We start from the raw sequence: 14,408 nt of genomic DNA, 5'->3' as shown, positions 1-14,408 counted from the left end.
GCCGATCGGATACATGCCCGTACACCATGGCGAGGCCGAGCCTCGCGGGACGAAGGAGCACCCATGACCACCGAGGTCACCCCGACGGAACTGCAAGCCTTCACCGAGGAATGGCTGGACTGGCACCGCGCCCAGGAGGCCCGGCTCGCCGACCCGCACGGATTCTTGGCGATCACCGGCCTGCACTGGCTAGACGACCGCCCGCAGCGCTTCCCCGACGCCCCCGGCGCCTGGCGTACCGGCCGCGACGGGGTCGTCGTCACCCTCGACGACGGCGAGGAACTGGTCGTCCAGGGCACGCCGGTGCGGGGCGAGCACCGCTTCGGCGTGCTTCCCGAGCGCGGCGGTGTCGACGCGGTCTGGGGAGACGCCGTGATCGAGGTCGCCAAGCGCGGTGGACACGACATCGTGCGTCCCCGGCACCCGGACGCGCCGTTGCGTGCCGCCTTCACCGGGACGCCCGCCTACGCGCCCCATCCGCGCTGGGCCGTGCCGGGCCGTTACCTCCCCTTCGACGAGCCGCGGCCGACCACCGTGGGCGCCGCGGTCGAGGGCCTTGAGCATGTCTACGACGCCCCGGGCAGGATCGAGTTCGAGCTGGAGGGGCGCAGGTTGTCCCTGACCGCCTTCCCGGGGCGCGGTCCGGGCCGGCTGATGGTGCTGTTCACCGACGCGACCTCCGGGGTCACCACCTACGCCGCCAACCGGGCCCTGGCTGTGGACGCGCCCGCCGCCGACGGCACGGTCGTACTGGACTTCAACCGCGCGGCGAATCTGCCGTGCGCCTACACGGACCTGGCCACCTGCCCGCTGCCGCCGACGGAGAACCGGCTGCCGGTGGCGATCGAGACCGGCCAGAAGATCCCCCGCGAGCGCGGCGGCTCCTGATCCCCCGCAGGCAAGGAGGGTCCGGAGCACGGCCGCCGGCCGATCGAGTGACGGCGCCGGCCGGCGGCCTTCCCTCCGCTCAGTCGTCCTGCGCGGCGGCAGTTCCAGGTGGTCGCGCGCAGGGTGTTGCCCGAGTACTCGGTGCGGTGCACACCGCGGCTCTGGAGATCCGGGACCCGCTTGTCCACGATGTCGGTGACCGACGACGGGAGCAGGTGCGGCACGATGGTGAAGCCGACGACGGCGCGGCGGTGACATCGCGGGTCCATTCGTCGGCGACGGCCGTCGGTGTGCCGACGAACGACGGATGCCCCGGAGCCACGTCGAGCACCAACTGGCGTATCGACAGGCCGTGTTCGGCCGGCAGCTCACGTCACTTACGAATGAGGGCCGAGGTGCAGGCCCGGCAGCCCGGTGTGGCGGTCAGTCATGGGGAGTTCCTTCTGTGGACGTCGGATGCCGGTGTGCGGTCGGTGAGGTGGGGCGGCGGGCCGCTGCGGACCGGGAGATCGGTGACGCGGCCGGGGCGAGCGCCGAGGGTGAGGCGCGTGTCAGCCACAGCGCCACGGTGACTGCGGCCACCACGGCGATCACGGCGCCCGTGGCCAGCCCCCAGCGCACCCCCGCGTGCTGGGAGATCCAGCCGATCACGGGGCCGCCGACCGGGCTGCCGCCCATGGAGACCACCGTGTAGACCGCCATCACCCGGCCGCGCATGGCGTCACTGACCTCCGACTGGACGAAGGCGCTGACGGCCGTGTTGAGCGTCATCAGCGTGAAACCGGCGGGCAGCAGCAGTGCGAGGAACGCGGGGTACGAGGGCATGAGCGCGGCCAGCGCCTCGAAACCGCCGAACAGCACCGCGCCGATGACGACCGTACGCACCCGTGGCGAGACACCACGGGTGGCGGCGATCGTGCCGACGACCGTGCCGACGGCCAACGCGGTGTTCATGAAACCGAGTCCGCGCGATCCGACGTCGAAGACACGCCCGGCGAACAGCGTCAGGGTGGTGGGGAAGTTCACCGCGAAGGTCGCGACCAGGCCGAAGATCGTGAACACGCCGACGAGTTCGGGCCGGGCGGCCACATAGCGCAGCCCCTCCGCTCCGGCTCCCGTCCACGGGGGCCGTGCCGCGGCCGGTGTCTCCTTCGGCCTCGGCCGGACGAACGCCAGGCCCGCGAGGACGGCGCCGAAGGACACGGCGTTGATGGCGAAGACCCAACCGGTGCCGATCGCCCCGATCAGCACGCCCGCGACCGCCGGTCCGATCAGGCGGGCGGCGTTCAGGGACAGGATGTTCAGGCCCGCCGCCTTCGGGATGAGCGCCTTGCCGACCAGCTCCGTGACAAAGGAAAGCCGCGCCGGATTCTCCACCGTGAACACGCAGCCCAATGCGAACGACAGCACGTACAGCAGCCACAGCGGGGCATGCCCCAAGACCACCATGACCGTCAGGAGAAGGGCCTGCGCCGCGTAGAGCGCCTGAGTCCACAGCAGCAGCGTCCGCCGGTCGTAGCGATCGGCGACGACCCCGCCCCACAGGCCGAACAGCAGCACCGGGGCGAACTGGAGGCCGACGACCCAGCCGAGCGCGGTACCGCTGTGCGTGCGGGTCAGCACGAACCAGTCCAGCGCGACGCCCTGCATGGCGCTGCCGATGTTGGACACCAGGCCTGTGCTCCAGTAGATCCGGTAGTCCCGGTCCCGCAGCGCGGCGAACACCCCATTGGGTGCGGTGCTGTTGACGACCATGCGGCTCTTTCCGGTGATCTGTCATATGGCTACGTCGTGACGTACGCGGCGCACCGTGAGCGCATGCTCGGCCGGGGCGGGCGCGAGGAGGGCCGCACGGTGTGTTGGCCACTGGGGCGGCCGGCGATGCCGGTCCTGATCCGCGTGAGGGCATGCCGGTGCGCGGGCGCAGAGGGGGACGAGTGTTCAGCGACAGGTCTGGTCGAACTGATCGGCGCGGCGGCCCACCCAGAACGGGTCGAGCAGCACGGTGCATGCCTGACCTGCGGTCTCCATGGCCGGATCAAAGCACACGGCCGGGTGGGCGTCCACCGGGCGTCCCGGCACCTGAGACGGCCCTGCCTCGCGAACGGGGCTGCTGGTTCAGGCATTGACGTACGACAGGACCGCTCCGTAGCATCGCGACCGGCATCGAGTGTCAGCGTCAAGCCCTGGCTCGTTGACCGGCAACCCTCCCGCGCGGTGGGTGCTCCAGGTAAAGGCCCGGCGGGATCACCGACGAATCCCGCAAGCGCGTGGCTCCATGACCGGGGCCGGAGACGGGGAGGACAGGCATGCGGCACAACGGTGACCCGACCGCCTCCTTCGCCGGCACCACGGTGTTCTCCCGGCTCTCACGCCGGCGCCACATCGACCTGAAGCGCTCGACCAGCTGCCTCTGTCAGGCCTGACGAGCCTGCCTCTTGCCGGCTGACGTCCGTCACCGGCCACGGCTCCCCCGTGCCCTTCCCTCGCCACCGCTCTCGGTGTCGTCCCCCTGACCCACGTCAGTACAGCGCTCCCCCGCCGCCGGTGTCACGCCGGCCGGGGTCGCATGTCCATGCGCGGCCGTGCCCGGCACGGCACCCGTGCCTGGTGACACGACTAGGAGAAGCCCCTCCGTGACAGCACTTCCGGATTTCAGACGTTCCCGATGGGCGTCCCTGACCGCCCTTGTGACCACCAGTGTTCTGCTGACCGCCTGCGGGTCGAGCGGCGACGGCCCCGACACCGGCAGCGGCAGCGGCAGCGGCAGCGGCCAGGCGAAGTCCGGCGGCACCTTGACCTTCACGGTGGGCTCGGACGTCGGATGCGTGGATCCGCAGCAGGTCGGCAGCAACGACACCATCTACTCGGTGCGCCAGATCGTGGACTCCCTGACCGACCAGGACCCCGAGACCGGCAAGATCGTGCCGTGGCTGGCGAAGAGCTGGGACATCAACGCCGCCGCGACATCGTTCACGTTCCGTCTGCGGTCGGGTGTGACCTTCAGCGACGGCTCCGAACTGACCGCGCAGGTGGTCAAGGACAACTTCGACGCGGTGCCGAAGCTCGGCGCCCTGGGGACACTCGCCCAGGGCTACCTGAGCGGCGTCGAGAACACCACCGTGGTCGACCCGCTCACGGTCAAGGTGACGTTCAAGGAGCCCAACGCCCAGTTCCTCCAGGCGACATCGACGCACACGCTGGGCATCGAGTCATCGGCCAGCGTGCACAGGACCCCGCAGCAGAAGTGCAGCGACGGCGTGACCGGGTCCGGGCCGTTCGTGCTGGATCAGTACGTGCAGAACCAGTCGATCACCCTGGCCAAGCGCACCGGGTACGACTGGGGTTCCTCGCTGTGGTCCAAGAAGGGCGACGCCTACCTGGACAAGCTGGTGTTCAAGGTCGTGCCCGAGGCGGGTGTCCGGGCCGGCGGTCTCCAGTCCGGCCAGGTGGACGCGATCAGCAGCGTCGGCAAGGCCAACGAGGCGGCGCTCAAGGGCGGCCAGGTCACCCTCCAGCACCGGGCCAACCCCGGCGTGGTGTTCGGCCTCGGGTTCAACCACGCGCGTCCCGTCCTGAAGGACACGAAGGTGCGTCAGGCGATCCTGTCCGCGATCGACCGGCGGCAGATCGCCGACACGGTGTTCCCGACCGGCACCCAGCCGGCGACCAGCGTCCTGGCGCACACCACACCCGACTACACGAACCTCGCCGCGGACCTCGCCTTCGACGCGGCCAGGGCGAAGTCACTGCTGGACTCGGCCGGTTGGAGGACGGGCGGCGACGGCATCCGCGCCAAGGACGGCAAGAGGCTGAGCCTGACCATCACCTGGTTCCCCAACGCGGCCACCAACCAGCCCGCCCTGGAACTGGTTCAGCAACAGCTCAAGGCCGTGGGGTTCGACGTGGCGCTCAAGCAGAGTCAGGTCAGCCAGTTCTCCACGACGCTCCAGGCGGGTGACTTCGACGTGGTGTGGGGGAACGTGACCCGCTCCGACCCGGACATCCTGCGCAACTCCTTCTCCACCCGGCTGGCCAACTTCTACCGCCTGCCGAGCAGTTCCCTGGACACGGCACTGTCCGCGCAGGCCGCGACCACGGATCCCGCGAAACGCGGGCAACTGGTGAGCGAGGCGCAGAAGTTGCTCGTACGCAACGCGTACTACGCACCGGTGGTGGAGCTCCAGACCCAGCTGGGCCTGTCGAAGAAGGTGCACAACCTCGACTTCGACTCGGGCAGCCGGATCCGGCTCCACGACACCTGGATCGGCTAGCGCATGCGCCGCTATGTGGTCAAACGCGTGGCACAGGCCGTCGGAGTGCTGTGGGCGGCCTACACGGTGTCGTTCCTGGTGCTGGACTACCTGCCCGGTGACCCGGTCACCGCGATGGCCGGTGCCGGAATGGACTCGGGGCAGGTCGACCCGGCCCAACTCGCCGCGCTGCGGCACGAGTACGGCTTCGATAAGCCCGTGCTGGTGCAGTACACCGAGTACCTCGGCCGGGCGGTACGCGGGGACTTCGGCGACACGGTCTCCACGGGCCGCCCGGTGACCTCCGTCCTGATCGACGCGCTGCCGCAGACACTCCTGCTGACCGGTGCCGCGCTGCTGCTCGCGGTCCTGCTCGGCGGCGGCCTCGCGGTGGTGGCCACCTACACCTCCCAGCGGTGGCTGCGGCAGCTGTTGCTGTCGCAGCCACCGCTGGGGGTGTCGGTTCCGACGTTCTGGGTGGGGCTGCTGCTCGTGGAGGCGTTCTCCTTCCGGCTGCACTGGTTCCCGGCGTTCGGCAACGACGGGCTGCGCGGCCTGGTTCTGCCGGCGCTGACGCTGGCGGTCCCGACCGGCGCGCAGATCGCCCAGGTGCTGGCCAAGAGCCTGCTCACCGCGCTGGACCAGGCCTATACGGAGACCGCGAGAGCCAAGGGCGCCGGCCGGTGGCGGGTGCATCTGCGGCACGCGCTGCGCAACGCGTCGCTGCCCGCGCTGACGGTCGTCGGCCTGCTGGTCGGGCAGCTGATCGCCGGTTCGGTGGTCGTCGAGACGGTGTTCTCCCGCGACGGCCTCGGCCGGGTGACCGCGGCGGCGGTCACCGCCCAGGACATCCCGCTGGTCCAAGGAGTGGTGGTGTTCGGGGCGCTGATCTTCGTGGCGACGAACCTGGTCGTCGATCTCCTCTATCCGCTGCTGGACCCGCGGATCGTGGTGGCCTCGGACAGAAGGGCGAGCTTCGCATGAGTCAGAGCCTTGTCGACGACCCGGGCAAGGCCGCCCTCGGCCTCGCCCGGCCGGTCGAGGCGGGATCCGCCCCGGAGCCGGGCCGCCGTGCCGACGCACGGCGGGTGCTGCGCTTCCTGCTGCGCCGCCCCGGTCTGCTGCTGTCGGCCGGCGTCCTCGTGCTGGTGGTGCTGGCCTCGTTCTGGCCGGGCCTGTTCACCTCGCAGGACCCGCTGAAGGGGGTGCCGTCGCAGAACTTCCGCGGCCCGAGCGGCAGTCACTGGTTCGGCACCGACGAACTGGGACGCGATGTGTTCTCCCGTGTGGTGCACGGCGCCCACCTGTCCCTCCAGGCCACGCTGATCGCGGTCCTGGTCGCGTTCGTGCTCGGCGGACTGCTCGGTGTGGTCGCCGGGTTCGTGGGGCGCTGGGTGGACGACGTGCTGATGCGCTTCGTCGACGTCCTCCTCTCCATCCCCGCGCTGTTCCTGTCGCTGGCCCTCGTCACCGCGCTCGGGTACGGGACGGTGAAGGTGGCCGTCGCGGTCGGCATCGCCAGCGTCGCCGGGTTCGCCCGGGTGGCCCGCGCCGAGGTGCTCCGGGTGCGGCTGGCGGTGTTCGTGGAGGCGTCACGCTCCTGCGGGGCCCGCTGGTACTCGGTGCTGGGCCGGCACGTCCTGCCCAACGCCGCCGGCCCGGTGATCGTCCTGGCCACCCTGGACTTCGGCTCCTCGATCCTGGCCGTGTCGGCGCTGAGCTTCCTCGGCTACGGCGCGCCACCGCCGGCCCCCGAGTGGGGGACGTTGATCTCCGACGGCCGCAACTACCTCGCCAACGCCTGGTGGTTGACCGCACTGCCCGGCCTGGCGATCGCCGCGACCGTGCTGGCCACCAACCGCATCGCAAGGGCGCTGGACGGCGAATGGTCCCGGCAGCGATGACCGACGAACGTGAGAACGGTGATGACGTGACCACACCGCTGCTGGAGATTCGCGGGCTGTCCGTGTCGTACCGCACCCGGCGCGGCACCGTGCCGGCCCTGCGGGGCGTGGACCTCGACGTATGGCCCGGGCAGGTGACCGCGGTGGTCGGCGAGTCCGGCTCCGGCAAGAGCACCACCGCGCACGCCGTCACCCGTCTCCTGGCGGCGAACGGCGCCATCGACGCGGGCACGGTCCGCTTCGGCCGCCACGACCTCGTCACACTGTCGGAGGCAGAGCTGCGCACGGTGCGCGGCGCGCAGATCGGGCTGGTCCCGCAGGATCCGACGGTCTCGCTCAACCCGGTCAAGCGGATCGGCGACCAGGTCGCCGAGGTACTGCGCATCCACGGGCTGGCGACCCGCCGTTCGGCGGCCACCGAGGCGGCCGCCGTGCTGGACCGGGCCGGGCTGCCCGACGCGGCCGTCCGGGCCCGGCAGTACCCGCACGAACTGTCCGGCGGCATGCGGCAACGGGCCCTGATCGCCATCGCCATCGCCGCGCAGCCCCAGCTGATCATCGCCGACGAGCCGACCAGCGCGCTCGACGTCACCGTGCAACGCGTCATCCTCGACCATCTCCAGCACCTCACCGAGGAGTCGGGCACGGCGATCCTGCTCGTGACCCATGACCTCGGGGTGGCCGCCGACCGGGCCCAGCGTCTGGTGGTCATGTCGCAGGGCAAGGTCGTCGAGGCGGGTGAGACACGTGCCATCCTGGACGACCCCCGGCACGAGTACACCCGACGGCTGCTGGCCGGCGCCCCCAGCCTGACAGCGGCCCGCCCCCGCGCCTCGGTCTCCGCGGCGCAGGCCGATGCGCCACCGCTGATCGAAGCACGCAACCTGGTCAAGGAGTTCAGACTGCCCCGCGCCGGGGGCGAGACCCGGACCCTGCGCGCGGTCGACGACGTCAGCCTCACTCTTCGCCGCGGGCAGACCCTCGCCCTGGTCGGTGAATCGGGCTCGGGCAAGTCCACCACCGCCCGCCTGGTGCTCCGCCTCGCCGACACGACCTCCGGACGGGTCCTGTTCGACGGCACCGACGTCACCACCGCCAAGGGCGCCCAGGCAAGGCAGCTGCGCCGCCGCGCCCAACTCGTCTACCAGAACCCGTACGCCTCGCTCGATCCGCGCTTCTCCATCGGCGAGGTGATCACCGAGCCGCTGCGCGCCTTCAAGGTCGGCGACCGCGCCTCCCGGCTCGCCCGCGCCCGTGACCTCCTCGACCGGGTCGCCCTTCCCGCCTCGACGCTGGAGCGCCGCCCGGCGGAGCTGTCGGGCGGCCAGCGCCAGCGTGTGGCCATCGCCCGCGCCCTCGCCCTCTCCCCTGACGTGGTGGTGTGCGACGAACCCGTCTCCGCGCTCGACGTGTCCGTCCAGGCCCAAGTCATCGATCTGCTGGCCGAGTTGCAGGCGGACACCGGGGTGGCTTACCTGTTCATCTCCCACGACCTGGCCGTCGTACGCCGGCTCGCGCACCAGGTTGCCGTCATGCGAGCCGGACGCATCGTCGAGATGGGCCCGCCCGAGGATCTGTTCACCGAGGCCCGCCACGCGTACACCCGCGAACTGATCGCGGCGATCCCCGGCGGCCGTCACCCCTCCCCCGCCGCTGCGGATCGCCCCCCGGCTCAGCGGGCGTAGAAGTACCGGGGAGTTGGAACATGCCGTTCATCATTGACAAGCCCGGGCCACCCTCGGCCATGCACCCGCGGCCCCACCCGACCTGTCCGACGAAGGGCCTTCGGCTACCGAGCCGATGGCGATCGAGCGGCCGCCGACCACGGTAACGCCCGCCCACCAGGCCACCGAACACGCCACCTGGGCCGAGCGGCCCGGGGAGGAAGGGGTGGCGGTCGCCGGAACTCGCTCGTGTCCGCGACGGTTGCGGCCTTCTGCTCGGCCAGGAGGTCTGCCTGCGCTCGGCCGGCACGGCGACCGTCCAGGGCGCCGCCGGCTCGGCGTGCAGCAGCCGCAGCGCGTCGCCGACCACCGGGTCCCGCTGGACGACCCACCGGGCCGAGGCCTCGCCGCCGGGCCGGTCGGACCACTCGCGCGGCGTGCAGACCGGCAGTCGGCTGCTGATCTCGCCGCGCAGTGGACAGGCGCCGACGATCAAGGTCGTCGCGCCACGGCCGTCATCGGCGTCCCCACCCGCGGTCGTGCCAGGCACGCCGGTGTCGGGTCGGGCGTCGTCGGCGGTTCAGCGCGGCGGGGTCCCCCGTCGCACCCGCTGCTGAATGCGGGTGTCACGGTCGCGGGCGTGGTGGGCCAGCATGCGCAGCCGGGAGGCCTCCGCGTCCTGGTCGCGGATCGCCTCGGTGACAGCGCGGTGTTCCGCGAGGGTGGCCTCGAAGGTGTCGTCGACCGTGGGGGTCGCCCAGGGTGCGCTCGTCTTCACCTGGGCGTCGATGGTGTGCAGCAGGGCGATGACGGTGCCGTTGTGCGCGGCGTGGCGCACGGTGTCGTGCCACTCGTTGAGACTGCGGCGGATCTCCGCCGGGTCGTCCAGCGTGCCGGCCTGCTCCAGCAGGACGTCCATCCGGGCCAGATCGACCGGGCTGCGCCTCAAGGCTGCCGAGGAGGCGGCCGTCGCGTCCAGCACGGCCCGTACCTCGAAGAGTTCGAGCATCTCCTCGTCCGACCGCCGGCGCAGCGCGAAGCCCCGCCTCGTGGCCACCAGGAGCCCGTCGCGTTCCAGCAGGGCCAGCGCCTCGCGGATCGGGGTGCGCGACACCGTGAACTCCATGCTCAGCGCGAGAGGTACGAGGGAGGCGTCGGGCGGGTAGTGGCCGGAGGTCAGCCGGTGCCTCAGCTCGTCGTAGATCGTGTCCCGTGTGTTCTTCATCCGCTTCCTCGTCCTGGGCCGTTCCGCGCGGCGGTTCGCGGGCCGGTCTGGATCATCCCCCATGGACGAGGCCGGTCGCCGGTCGGTTCAGCCCGCGCTGCCGTCCCCCTCGTCCTCGGGGCCGGTGACCAGGGGCAGATCGGGGTCGGCCCGCCACTCGGCGAGTGAGCCGTCGTAGAGGACGACGTCCTCGATGCCGATCTCGTGCACCGCCAGGGCGAGACCCGCCGCGTTGATCGCCCCGCCGCAGTACAGGACGGTGCAGGCGCCGGCGCGCAGCCCGTGGGCGGCGGCGAGGCGTGCGGTCCGTTCCGGCGACAGGGTGTTGTCGGGTCCGAGGAAGTCGGCGTAGGGGAGGCTCGTCGTCCGCGGTATGTGCCCGGATCGCGGGCGGGCGGGGTCGCCGAGGTACTCGGTGCGACGCAGGGCGCACACGGCCGGGGTGGGGTCGTCGCCGTCGGCGATCCGCTTCATGCGCTCGATGCCGACGAAGCCCGCGCGGGCCGGGCGGGCGACGACGTCTCCCCGGGCCGGTGCCGCGGCGCGGCCGTCGGTGACGGGCAGCCCGGCCGCCTGCCATGCGGTCAGACCGCCGTTGAGGACCCGGACGTTCGTGATGCCGGCGCTGCGCAGCACCCACCACACGCGTGCGGCCCAGGCTCCGGTCAGCCGGTCGTAAACGACGACGGTGGAGTTCTCGCCGATGCCGAGGTCCCGGGCGTACTCCTGGATCCGGGCGGTGGAGGGGCGGGTGAAGGGGAAGGGCGCCGAGGGGTCGGAGAACCCGGTGATCAGATCGGCGAAGTGAGCGCCGGGGATGCGGCGTTCGGTGTGCAGGGCGAGCCCGCTCACGAAGACGGTGGCGCCGTCGGGCCCGGTGCGCCGGTCCACGGTGGCGTCGAGGACGATGACATCGCCGCCGAGACGACGGTGCAGCCAGTCGGCGTCGACGAGGGTGCCGTCGGTCATGAGCGCTCCTTCGCGGCCGGCGCGGCGCGGTTGCGCCACTCGCCGCGTTCCGGCCGGGCGAGGCCCAGGTTCTCCCGCAGGGTGCCGCCGGTGTAGGCGGTGCGGACGAGGCCGCGGCGGCGCAGTTCGGGGACGACATGGTCAGCGAACTCCTCGAAAGCGGCGGGCACATGGGTCGCCTGGATCATGAAACCGTCGGCCGCGCCGCGGTCCAGCCACAGTTCCATGGTGTCGGCGATGTCGGCGGCCGAACCGATCATGTTGCCCTCGGTGCGGGCCCCGTACCAGCGGCCGATCTCGCGCACGCTGAGCTTCTCCCGCTCTGCGAACTCGACGACCTCCCGGTAGTGGCCCTCCACTCCGACCTCCTCCAGGGAGGGCAGCGGGCCGTCGAGGTCGTACCGGGTGAGGTCGACATTGACGTGGTAGGCGAGCCGGGACAGTCCCGCCTCGGGGTGCACCAGCTCGGTGAACGCCTCGTGCTTGGCAAGCGCGTCGCGCACGTCGGTCCCCACGACGGTCGTCGCGGCCGGCAGCACCTTCAACTGGTCCGGGTCGCGGCCGTGGGCGGCGGCCCGGGCCTTGACGTCGGCGTAGAAGGCGACGGCTGACTCCAGCGACTCGTGGCTGCAGAAGATCACGTCGGCCCAGCGGGCCGCGAAGTCCCGGCCGGCCGGGGAGGCGCCCGCCTGGATGATCACCGGGTAGCCCTGGGGCGGGCGCGGCACGCTCAACGGGCCGCGCACGGCGAAGCGTCGGCCGCGGTGGTCCACGGCGTCCACCCGGTCGGGCCGACCGTAGACCCCGCTCTCCTTGTCGGTGACGATCGCGTCGTCGGCCCAGCTGTCCCAGAGCCGGGTGGTGACTTCGAGGAACTCCTCGGCCCGGGCGTAGCGTTCCTGGCGTTCCGGCAGTTTCTCCTGCCCGAAGTTCTGGGCCTCGGCGTCCTGGAAGCTGGTGACGACGTTCCATCCGGCGCGCCCGCCGACGAGATGGTCGAGGGTGGCCATGCCCCGGGCGAGGTGGTAGGGCTCCTGGTAGCCGGTGGAGACGGTGGCCGCGACGCCGAGGTGTTCGGTGGCGGCCGCCATGAGGGTGATGACGGGCACCGGGTCGAGGCGTGGGGTGCCGGTCCCCCAGGTCACGGCGGGCGCGTACGAGCCGCCGAGGCTTCTGGGCACGGCGAGCGCGTCGGGCACGAACGCCATGTCGAAGCCGGCTCGCTCCAGGACCCGGGCGATGTGCGTGTAGTGGGCCGCGGTGAGGAAGCCGTCGCCGGCCTCGGCGTGGCGCCAGCCGACGGTGCCCTGCGGGCCGGCGTTGAGAAAGGCGGCCAGGTGCATGCGCGGGGTGGTCGGTTCGTCGGTGCTCACAGGGGTGCTCCCGGGGGTCGTACGGTCGTGCGGTGCCGCGGTGCGGTGGGGTCCGGTCACCTGCCGAGGAGGGACAGCTCGTCCAGCAGCGCCACCGCGAAGGAACCGGTGCCGACGGTGCGGGCGCCGGCGCGTTCGGCCGCGGTGGCGAAGGCGGCATGGGCGACGGCGGTGGCGGTGAGGGCGTCGGGAACGACGGCGAGGGCGCCCGCGATCAGCGCGCCGAGGCTGCATCCGGCACCGGTGACCTGAGTCAATCGGACGTCTCCGCCCGGGACGGCGACGGTGCGGGTGCCATCGGTCAGATAGTCGGTGGGTCCGCTCACCGCGACGACGGCGCCGGTCCGCCGGGCGAGTTCCTCGACAGCGCCGATCGCGTCCTCGGCGGAGGCGGTCGTCTCGACGCCCTTGCCGGTGGCGGCACCGCCGGACAGCGCGATGAGTTCACTGGCGTTGCCCCGGATCACGGTGGGCCTGTGGTCGAGCAGGGACTTCACGAACGCGTCGTACTCGGTGGCGCCCGCGCCGACGGCGACCGGGTCCAGGACCCAGGGGCTCCCGGCCTCGTGGGCGGTGCGGGCGGCGTCGGCCAGCGGTTCGGCCGGATTGCTGATCAGGGCCGCCGTGTTGATCCACACGGCACCGGCGCCGGCGGGGAAGACGGTCGGGAAGTCGGCCGCGGCGCCGATGGCGGGACCCGCGCCGACCGCCAGCAGCACGTTCGCGCTCAGATTGGCGGCGACGTAGTTGGTCAGCCCGTAGACGAACGGGGAGCCGGTCCGGATGGCCGCTATGCCGTCGGCGATCGCGGGGTTGTTCCAGGTGAGTTCTTCCATGGTGCGGTGTCTCCAGGCACGGATGCGGGCGGACGTGGGCGGGATCCCGTACTGCATGCAACTGTATGCAGCGGTTGGACGGGATCCGGTGCCTCGGGCGACCCATTTCACGAACCTGCAACACCCACCAGCCGCGGTCAGCGGCGGCCCGGGGCGGTCGCCGGGATCCTGCCGGCGCTCGGCCACGCTGACCCGGCGGCCGGGCTGATCTCCGGGACGACCACAACCCGTTGGGGCGACACTTCCATGACATCCGGTCGGTGGGCGTCCACGTACCGGGCGAGGGCGCTCTCCTGCCCGTCGTCGGTGCGACGGCCCTGCCGGCGGAGGCACCCGATGCCTGAGCGACCGCCCCCGCCCACCGCCGGTGTACCGTCCCCGACGTGACTGTTTCTCCCGCCGGCGCCCCGAGTCCCGCCCCACGTACCTCTGCCGTCCAGTCGGTCGCGCGGGCCGCGGCGCTGCTGGGAGCCGTCGTGGACAGCCCCTCTGGCGGAGCGACTCTCACGGAGTTGTCGAAGATCACCGGATTGAACGTGAGCACGGTGCATCGGCTGCTCGGGACGCTCTGCGCGGAGGGCCTGCTGTGCCGCTCTCGGGAGGGCGACCGGTTTCAGCCCGGACCAGTACTGCTGCGGCTCGGCCGCCGGTCGTTGGCGGCCAGCGGGCTGCCGGAGGTGACGGCGGTGCTGAAGGAGCTGGCGGACGGGACCGGAGAGACCGCGAGCATCGGTATGCGTCGCGGAGATCGGGTGCTGGTACTGGTCTCCGTCCAGTCCGAGCAGCCGCTGCGATATCTGGGCGAACCCGGAGTGTCCATGCCGCTGACGGAGACGGCCCTGGGCATCGCCCTGCTGGCGTTCGACACCACGCGATTGCCGGGGAGAGTGTCGCCGCAGGAGCAGCCGGGCGGGGGCTCGCGCGACAGCGGCGACGGTGGAGACGGTTCCGGCAGGACCGAGAGTCCGGCGGAGTGGGCCCGTCGTGTGCTGTTGCTGGCCGCGCAGTTCCGGGGCTATGCCGTACTCGACGGTCCTGAGGGCAGTGGCCTACGGGGGTTGGCCGCGCCGGTGGACAGCGGATCGCCGTACATCCAGCTGGCCGTGGATGTCCAGGGCCCGGTGGGACGCATGACCGACGACCGCTTGGACGCCCTGGGGGCCCGGGTGATCGCTGCTGCGGACAGTCTGCGAGGTCTGCCGGTCGCCTTGACCCTCGGCCAGCTCTGACGCCTCTCCTCTCCTGCCTCTTGCCCAGCCCCCTTACTCGGCCGTCACATGTCAATCATGTTGCGTG

General features: G+C 71.8%; 12 protein-coding genes and 1 riboswitch. Of the genes, 7 read left to right on the top strand and 5 right to left on the bottom strand.

Translation table 11 applies throughout. The annotated features are described in order from the left end of the window. Positions 1–63: 63 nt before the first annotated feature. Complete coding sequence (locus CTZ28_RS35090) at positions 64–888, top strand: DUF1684 domain-containing protein (RefSeq protein WP_121893781.1); 825 nt, start codon at positions 64–66, stop codon at positions 886–888. Positions 889–1,311: 423 nt separating this feature from the next. Here CTZ28_RS35090 and CTZ28_RS35080 read toward each other — a convergent pair whose 3' ends face one another. Next, complete coding sequence (locus tag CTZ28_RS35080; protein ID WP_121893779.1) at positions 1,312–2,643, bottom strand: MFS transporter; 1,332 nt, start codon at positions 2,641–2,643, stop codon at positions 1,312–1,314. 407 nt (positions 2,644–3,050) lie between these two features. Continuing rightward, positions 3,051–3,163, top strand: a riboswitch (SAM riboswitch). Between the two features lie 34 nt (positions 3,164–3,197). On the opposite strand from CTZ28_RS35080, the gene CTZ28_RS49380 reads away from it, so the two are divergent. The 5 genes from CTZ28_RS49380 (at position 3,198) to CTZ28_RS35060 (ending at position 8,730) form a co-directional block, all read left to right on the top strand. Further along, entirely contained in the window at positions 3,198–3,314 is a 117-nt protein-coding gene (locus CTZ28_RS49380; protein WP_310887641.1) for a putative leader peptide, read from the top strand. A gap of 210 nt (positions 3,315–3,524) precedes the next feature. Continuing rightward, the gene (locus CTZ28_RS35075) at positions 3,525–5,162 is read left to right on the top strand and encodes an ABC transporter substrate-binding protein (RefSeq protein WP_121893778.1); all 1,638 of its coding nucleotides are present in this window, start codon (positions 3,525–3,527) and stop codon (positions 5,160–5,162) included. Between the two features lie 3 nt (positions 5,163–5,165). Continuing rightward, positions 5,166–6,125: an ABC transporter permease gene (locus CTZ28_RS35070; RefSeq protein ID WP_121893777.1), complete on the top strand. Its 960-nt coding sequence runs from the start codon at positions 5,166–5,168 to the stop codon at positions 6,123–6,125. Continuing rightward, positions 6,122–7,045, top strand: a complete 924-nt coding sequence (locus tag CTZ28_RS35065; RefSeq protein ID WP_121893776.1) for an ABC transporter permease — start codon at positions 6,122–6,124, stop codon at positions 7,043–7,045. Before CTZ28_RS35070 ends, CTZ28_RS35065 begins: the two co-directional genes overlap by 4 nt. Beyond that, the gene (locus tag CTZ28_RS35060) at positions 7,027–8,730 is read left to right on the top strand and encodes a dipeptide ABC transporter ATP-binding protein (RefSeq protein ID WP_472926675.1); all 1,704 of its coding nucleotides are present in this window, start codon (positions 7,027–7,029) and stop codon (positions 8,728–8,730) included. The genes CTZ28_RS35065 and CTZ28_RS35060 overlap by 19 nt, the downstream gene beginning before the upstream one ends. 559 nt (positions 8,731–9,289) lie before the next feature. On the opposite strand, the gene CTZ28_RS35050 is transcribed toward CTZ28_RS35060, so the two are convergent. From CTZ28_RS35050 to thiM, 4 genes are all read right to left on the bottom strand, one after another. After that, the gene (locus CTZ28_RS35050; protein ID WP_121893775.1) at positions 9,290–9,934 is read right to left on the bottom strand and encodes a GntR family transcriptional regulator; all 645 of its coding nucleotides are present in this window, start codon (positions 9,932–9,934) and stop codon (positions 9,290–9,292) included. 87 nt (positions 9,935–10,021) lie between these two features. Further along, the gene (locus tag CTZ28_RS35045; RefSeq protein WP_121893830.1) at positions 10,022–10,903 is read right to left on the bottom strand and encodes a sulfurtransferase; all 882 of its coding nucleotides are present in this window, start codon (positions 10,901–10,903) and stop codon (positions 10,022–10,024) included. Further along, positions 10,900–12,276: an LLM class flavin-dependent oxidoreductase gene (locus CTZ28_RS35040; RefSeq protein WP_220795494.1), complete on the bottom strand. Its 1,377-nt coding sequence runs from the start codon at positions 12,274–12,276 to the stop codon at positions 10,900–10,902. The genes CTZ28_RS35045 and CTZ28_RS35040 overlap by 4 nt, the downstream gene beginning before the upstream one ends. Positions 12,277–12,332: 56 nt before the next feature. Continuing rightward, positions 12,333–13,169 carry a hydroxyethylthiazole kinase gene (gene thiM, locus CTZ28_RS35035; protein WP_259471950.1) on the bottom strand — a complete coding sequence of 279 codons (837 nt, stop codon included), beginning with the start codon at positions 13,167–13,169 and terminating at the stop codon, positions 12,333–12,335. A 326-nt stretch (positions 13,170–13,495) separates the two neighbouring features. On the opposite strand from thiM, the gene CTZ28_RS35025 reads away from it, so the two are divergent. Further along, on the top strand, positions 13,496–14,341 hold the full coding sequence (locus tag CTZ28_RS35025; RefSeq protein ID WP_121893772.1) for an IclR family transcriptional regulator: 846 nt from the start codon (positions 13,496–13,498) through the stop codon (positions 14,339–14,341). Positions 14,342–14,408 lie beyond the last annotated feature (67 nt).

The organism is Streptomyces shenzhenensis, from assembly GCF_003688995.1.
In the GTDB taxonomy this organism is placed as follows: domain Bacteria; phylum Actinomycetota; class Actinomycetes; order Streptomycetales; family Streptomycetaceae; genus Streptomyces; species Streptomyces shenzhenensis_A.
Note: the sequence above shows the minus strand (reverse complement) of the source record. Positions and strands in the feature narration are given on the sequence as shown.

Coding starts and splice junctions, on each gene's coding strand:
- CTZ28_RS35065 (WP_121893776.1), top strand. CDS start 6,122: ATGAGTCAGAGCCTTGTCGACGACCCGGGCAAGGCCGCCCTCGGCCTC.
- CTZ28_RS35060 (WP_472926675.1), top strand. CDS start 7,027: ATGGTCCCGGCAGCGATGACCGACGAACGTGAGAACGGTGATGACGTG.
- CTZ28_RS35045 (WP_121893830.1), bottom strand. CDS start 10,903: ATGACCGACGGCACCCTCGTCGACGCCGACTGGCTGCACCGTCGTCTC.
- CTZ28_RS35070 (WP_121893777.1), top strand. CDS start 5,166: ATGCGCCGCTATGTGGTCAAACGCGTGGCACAGGCCGTCGGAGTGCTG.
- CTZ28_RS35080 (WP_121893779.1), bottom strand. CDS start 2,643: ATGGTCGTCAACAGCACCGCACCCAATGGGGTGTTCGCCGCGCTGCGG.
- CTZ28_RS49380 (WP_310887641.1), top strand. CDS start 3,198: ATGCGGCACAACGGTGACCCGACCGCCTCCTTCGCCGGCACCACGGTG.
- CTZ28_RS35090 (WP_121893781.1), top strand. CDS start 64: ATGACCACCGAGGTCACCCCGACGGAACTGCAAGCCTTCACCGAGGAA.
- CTZ28_RS35050 (WP_121893775.1), bottom strand. CDS start 9,934: ATGAAGAACACACGGGACACGATCTACGACGAGCTGAGGCACCGGCTG.
- thiM (WP_259471950.1), bottom strand. CDS start 13,169: ATGCAGTACGGGATCCCGCCCACGTCCGCCCGCATCCGTGCCTGGAGA.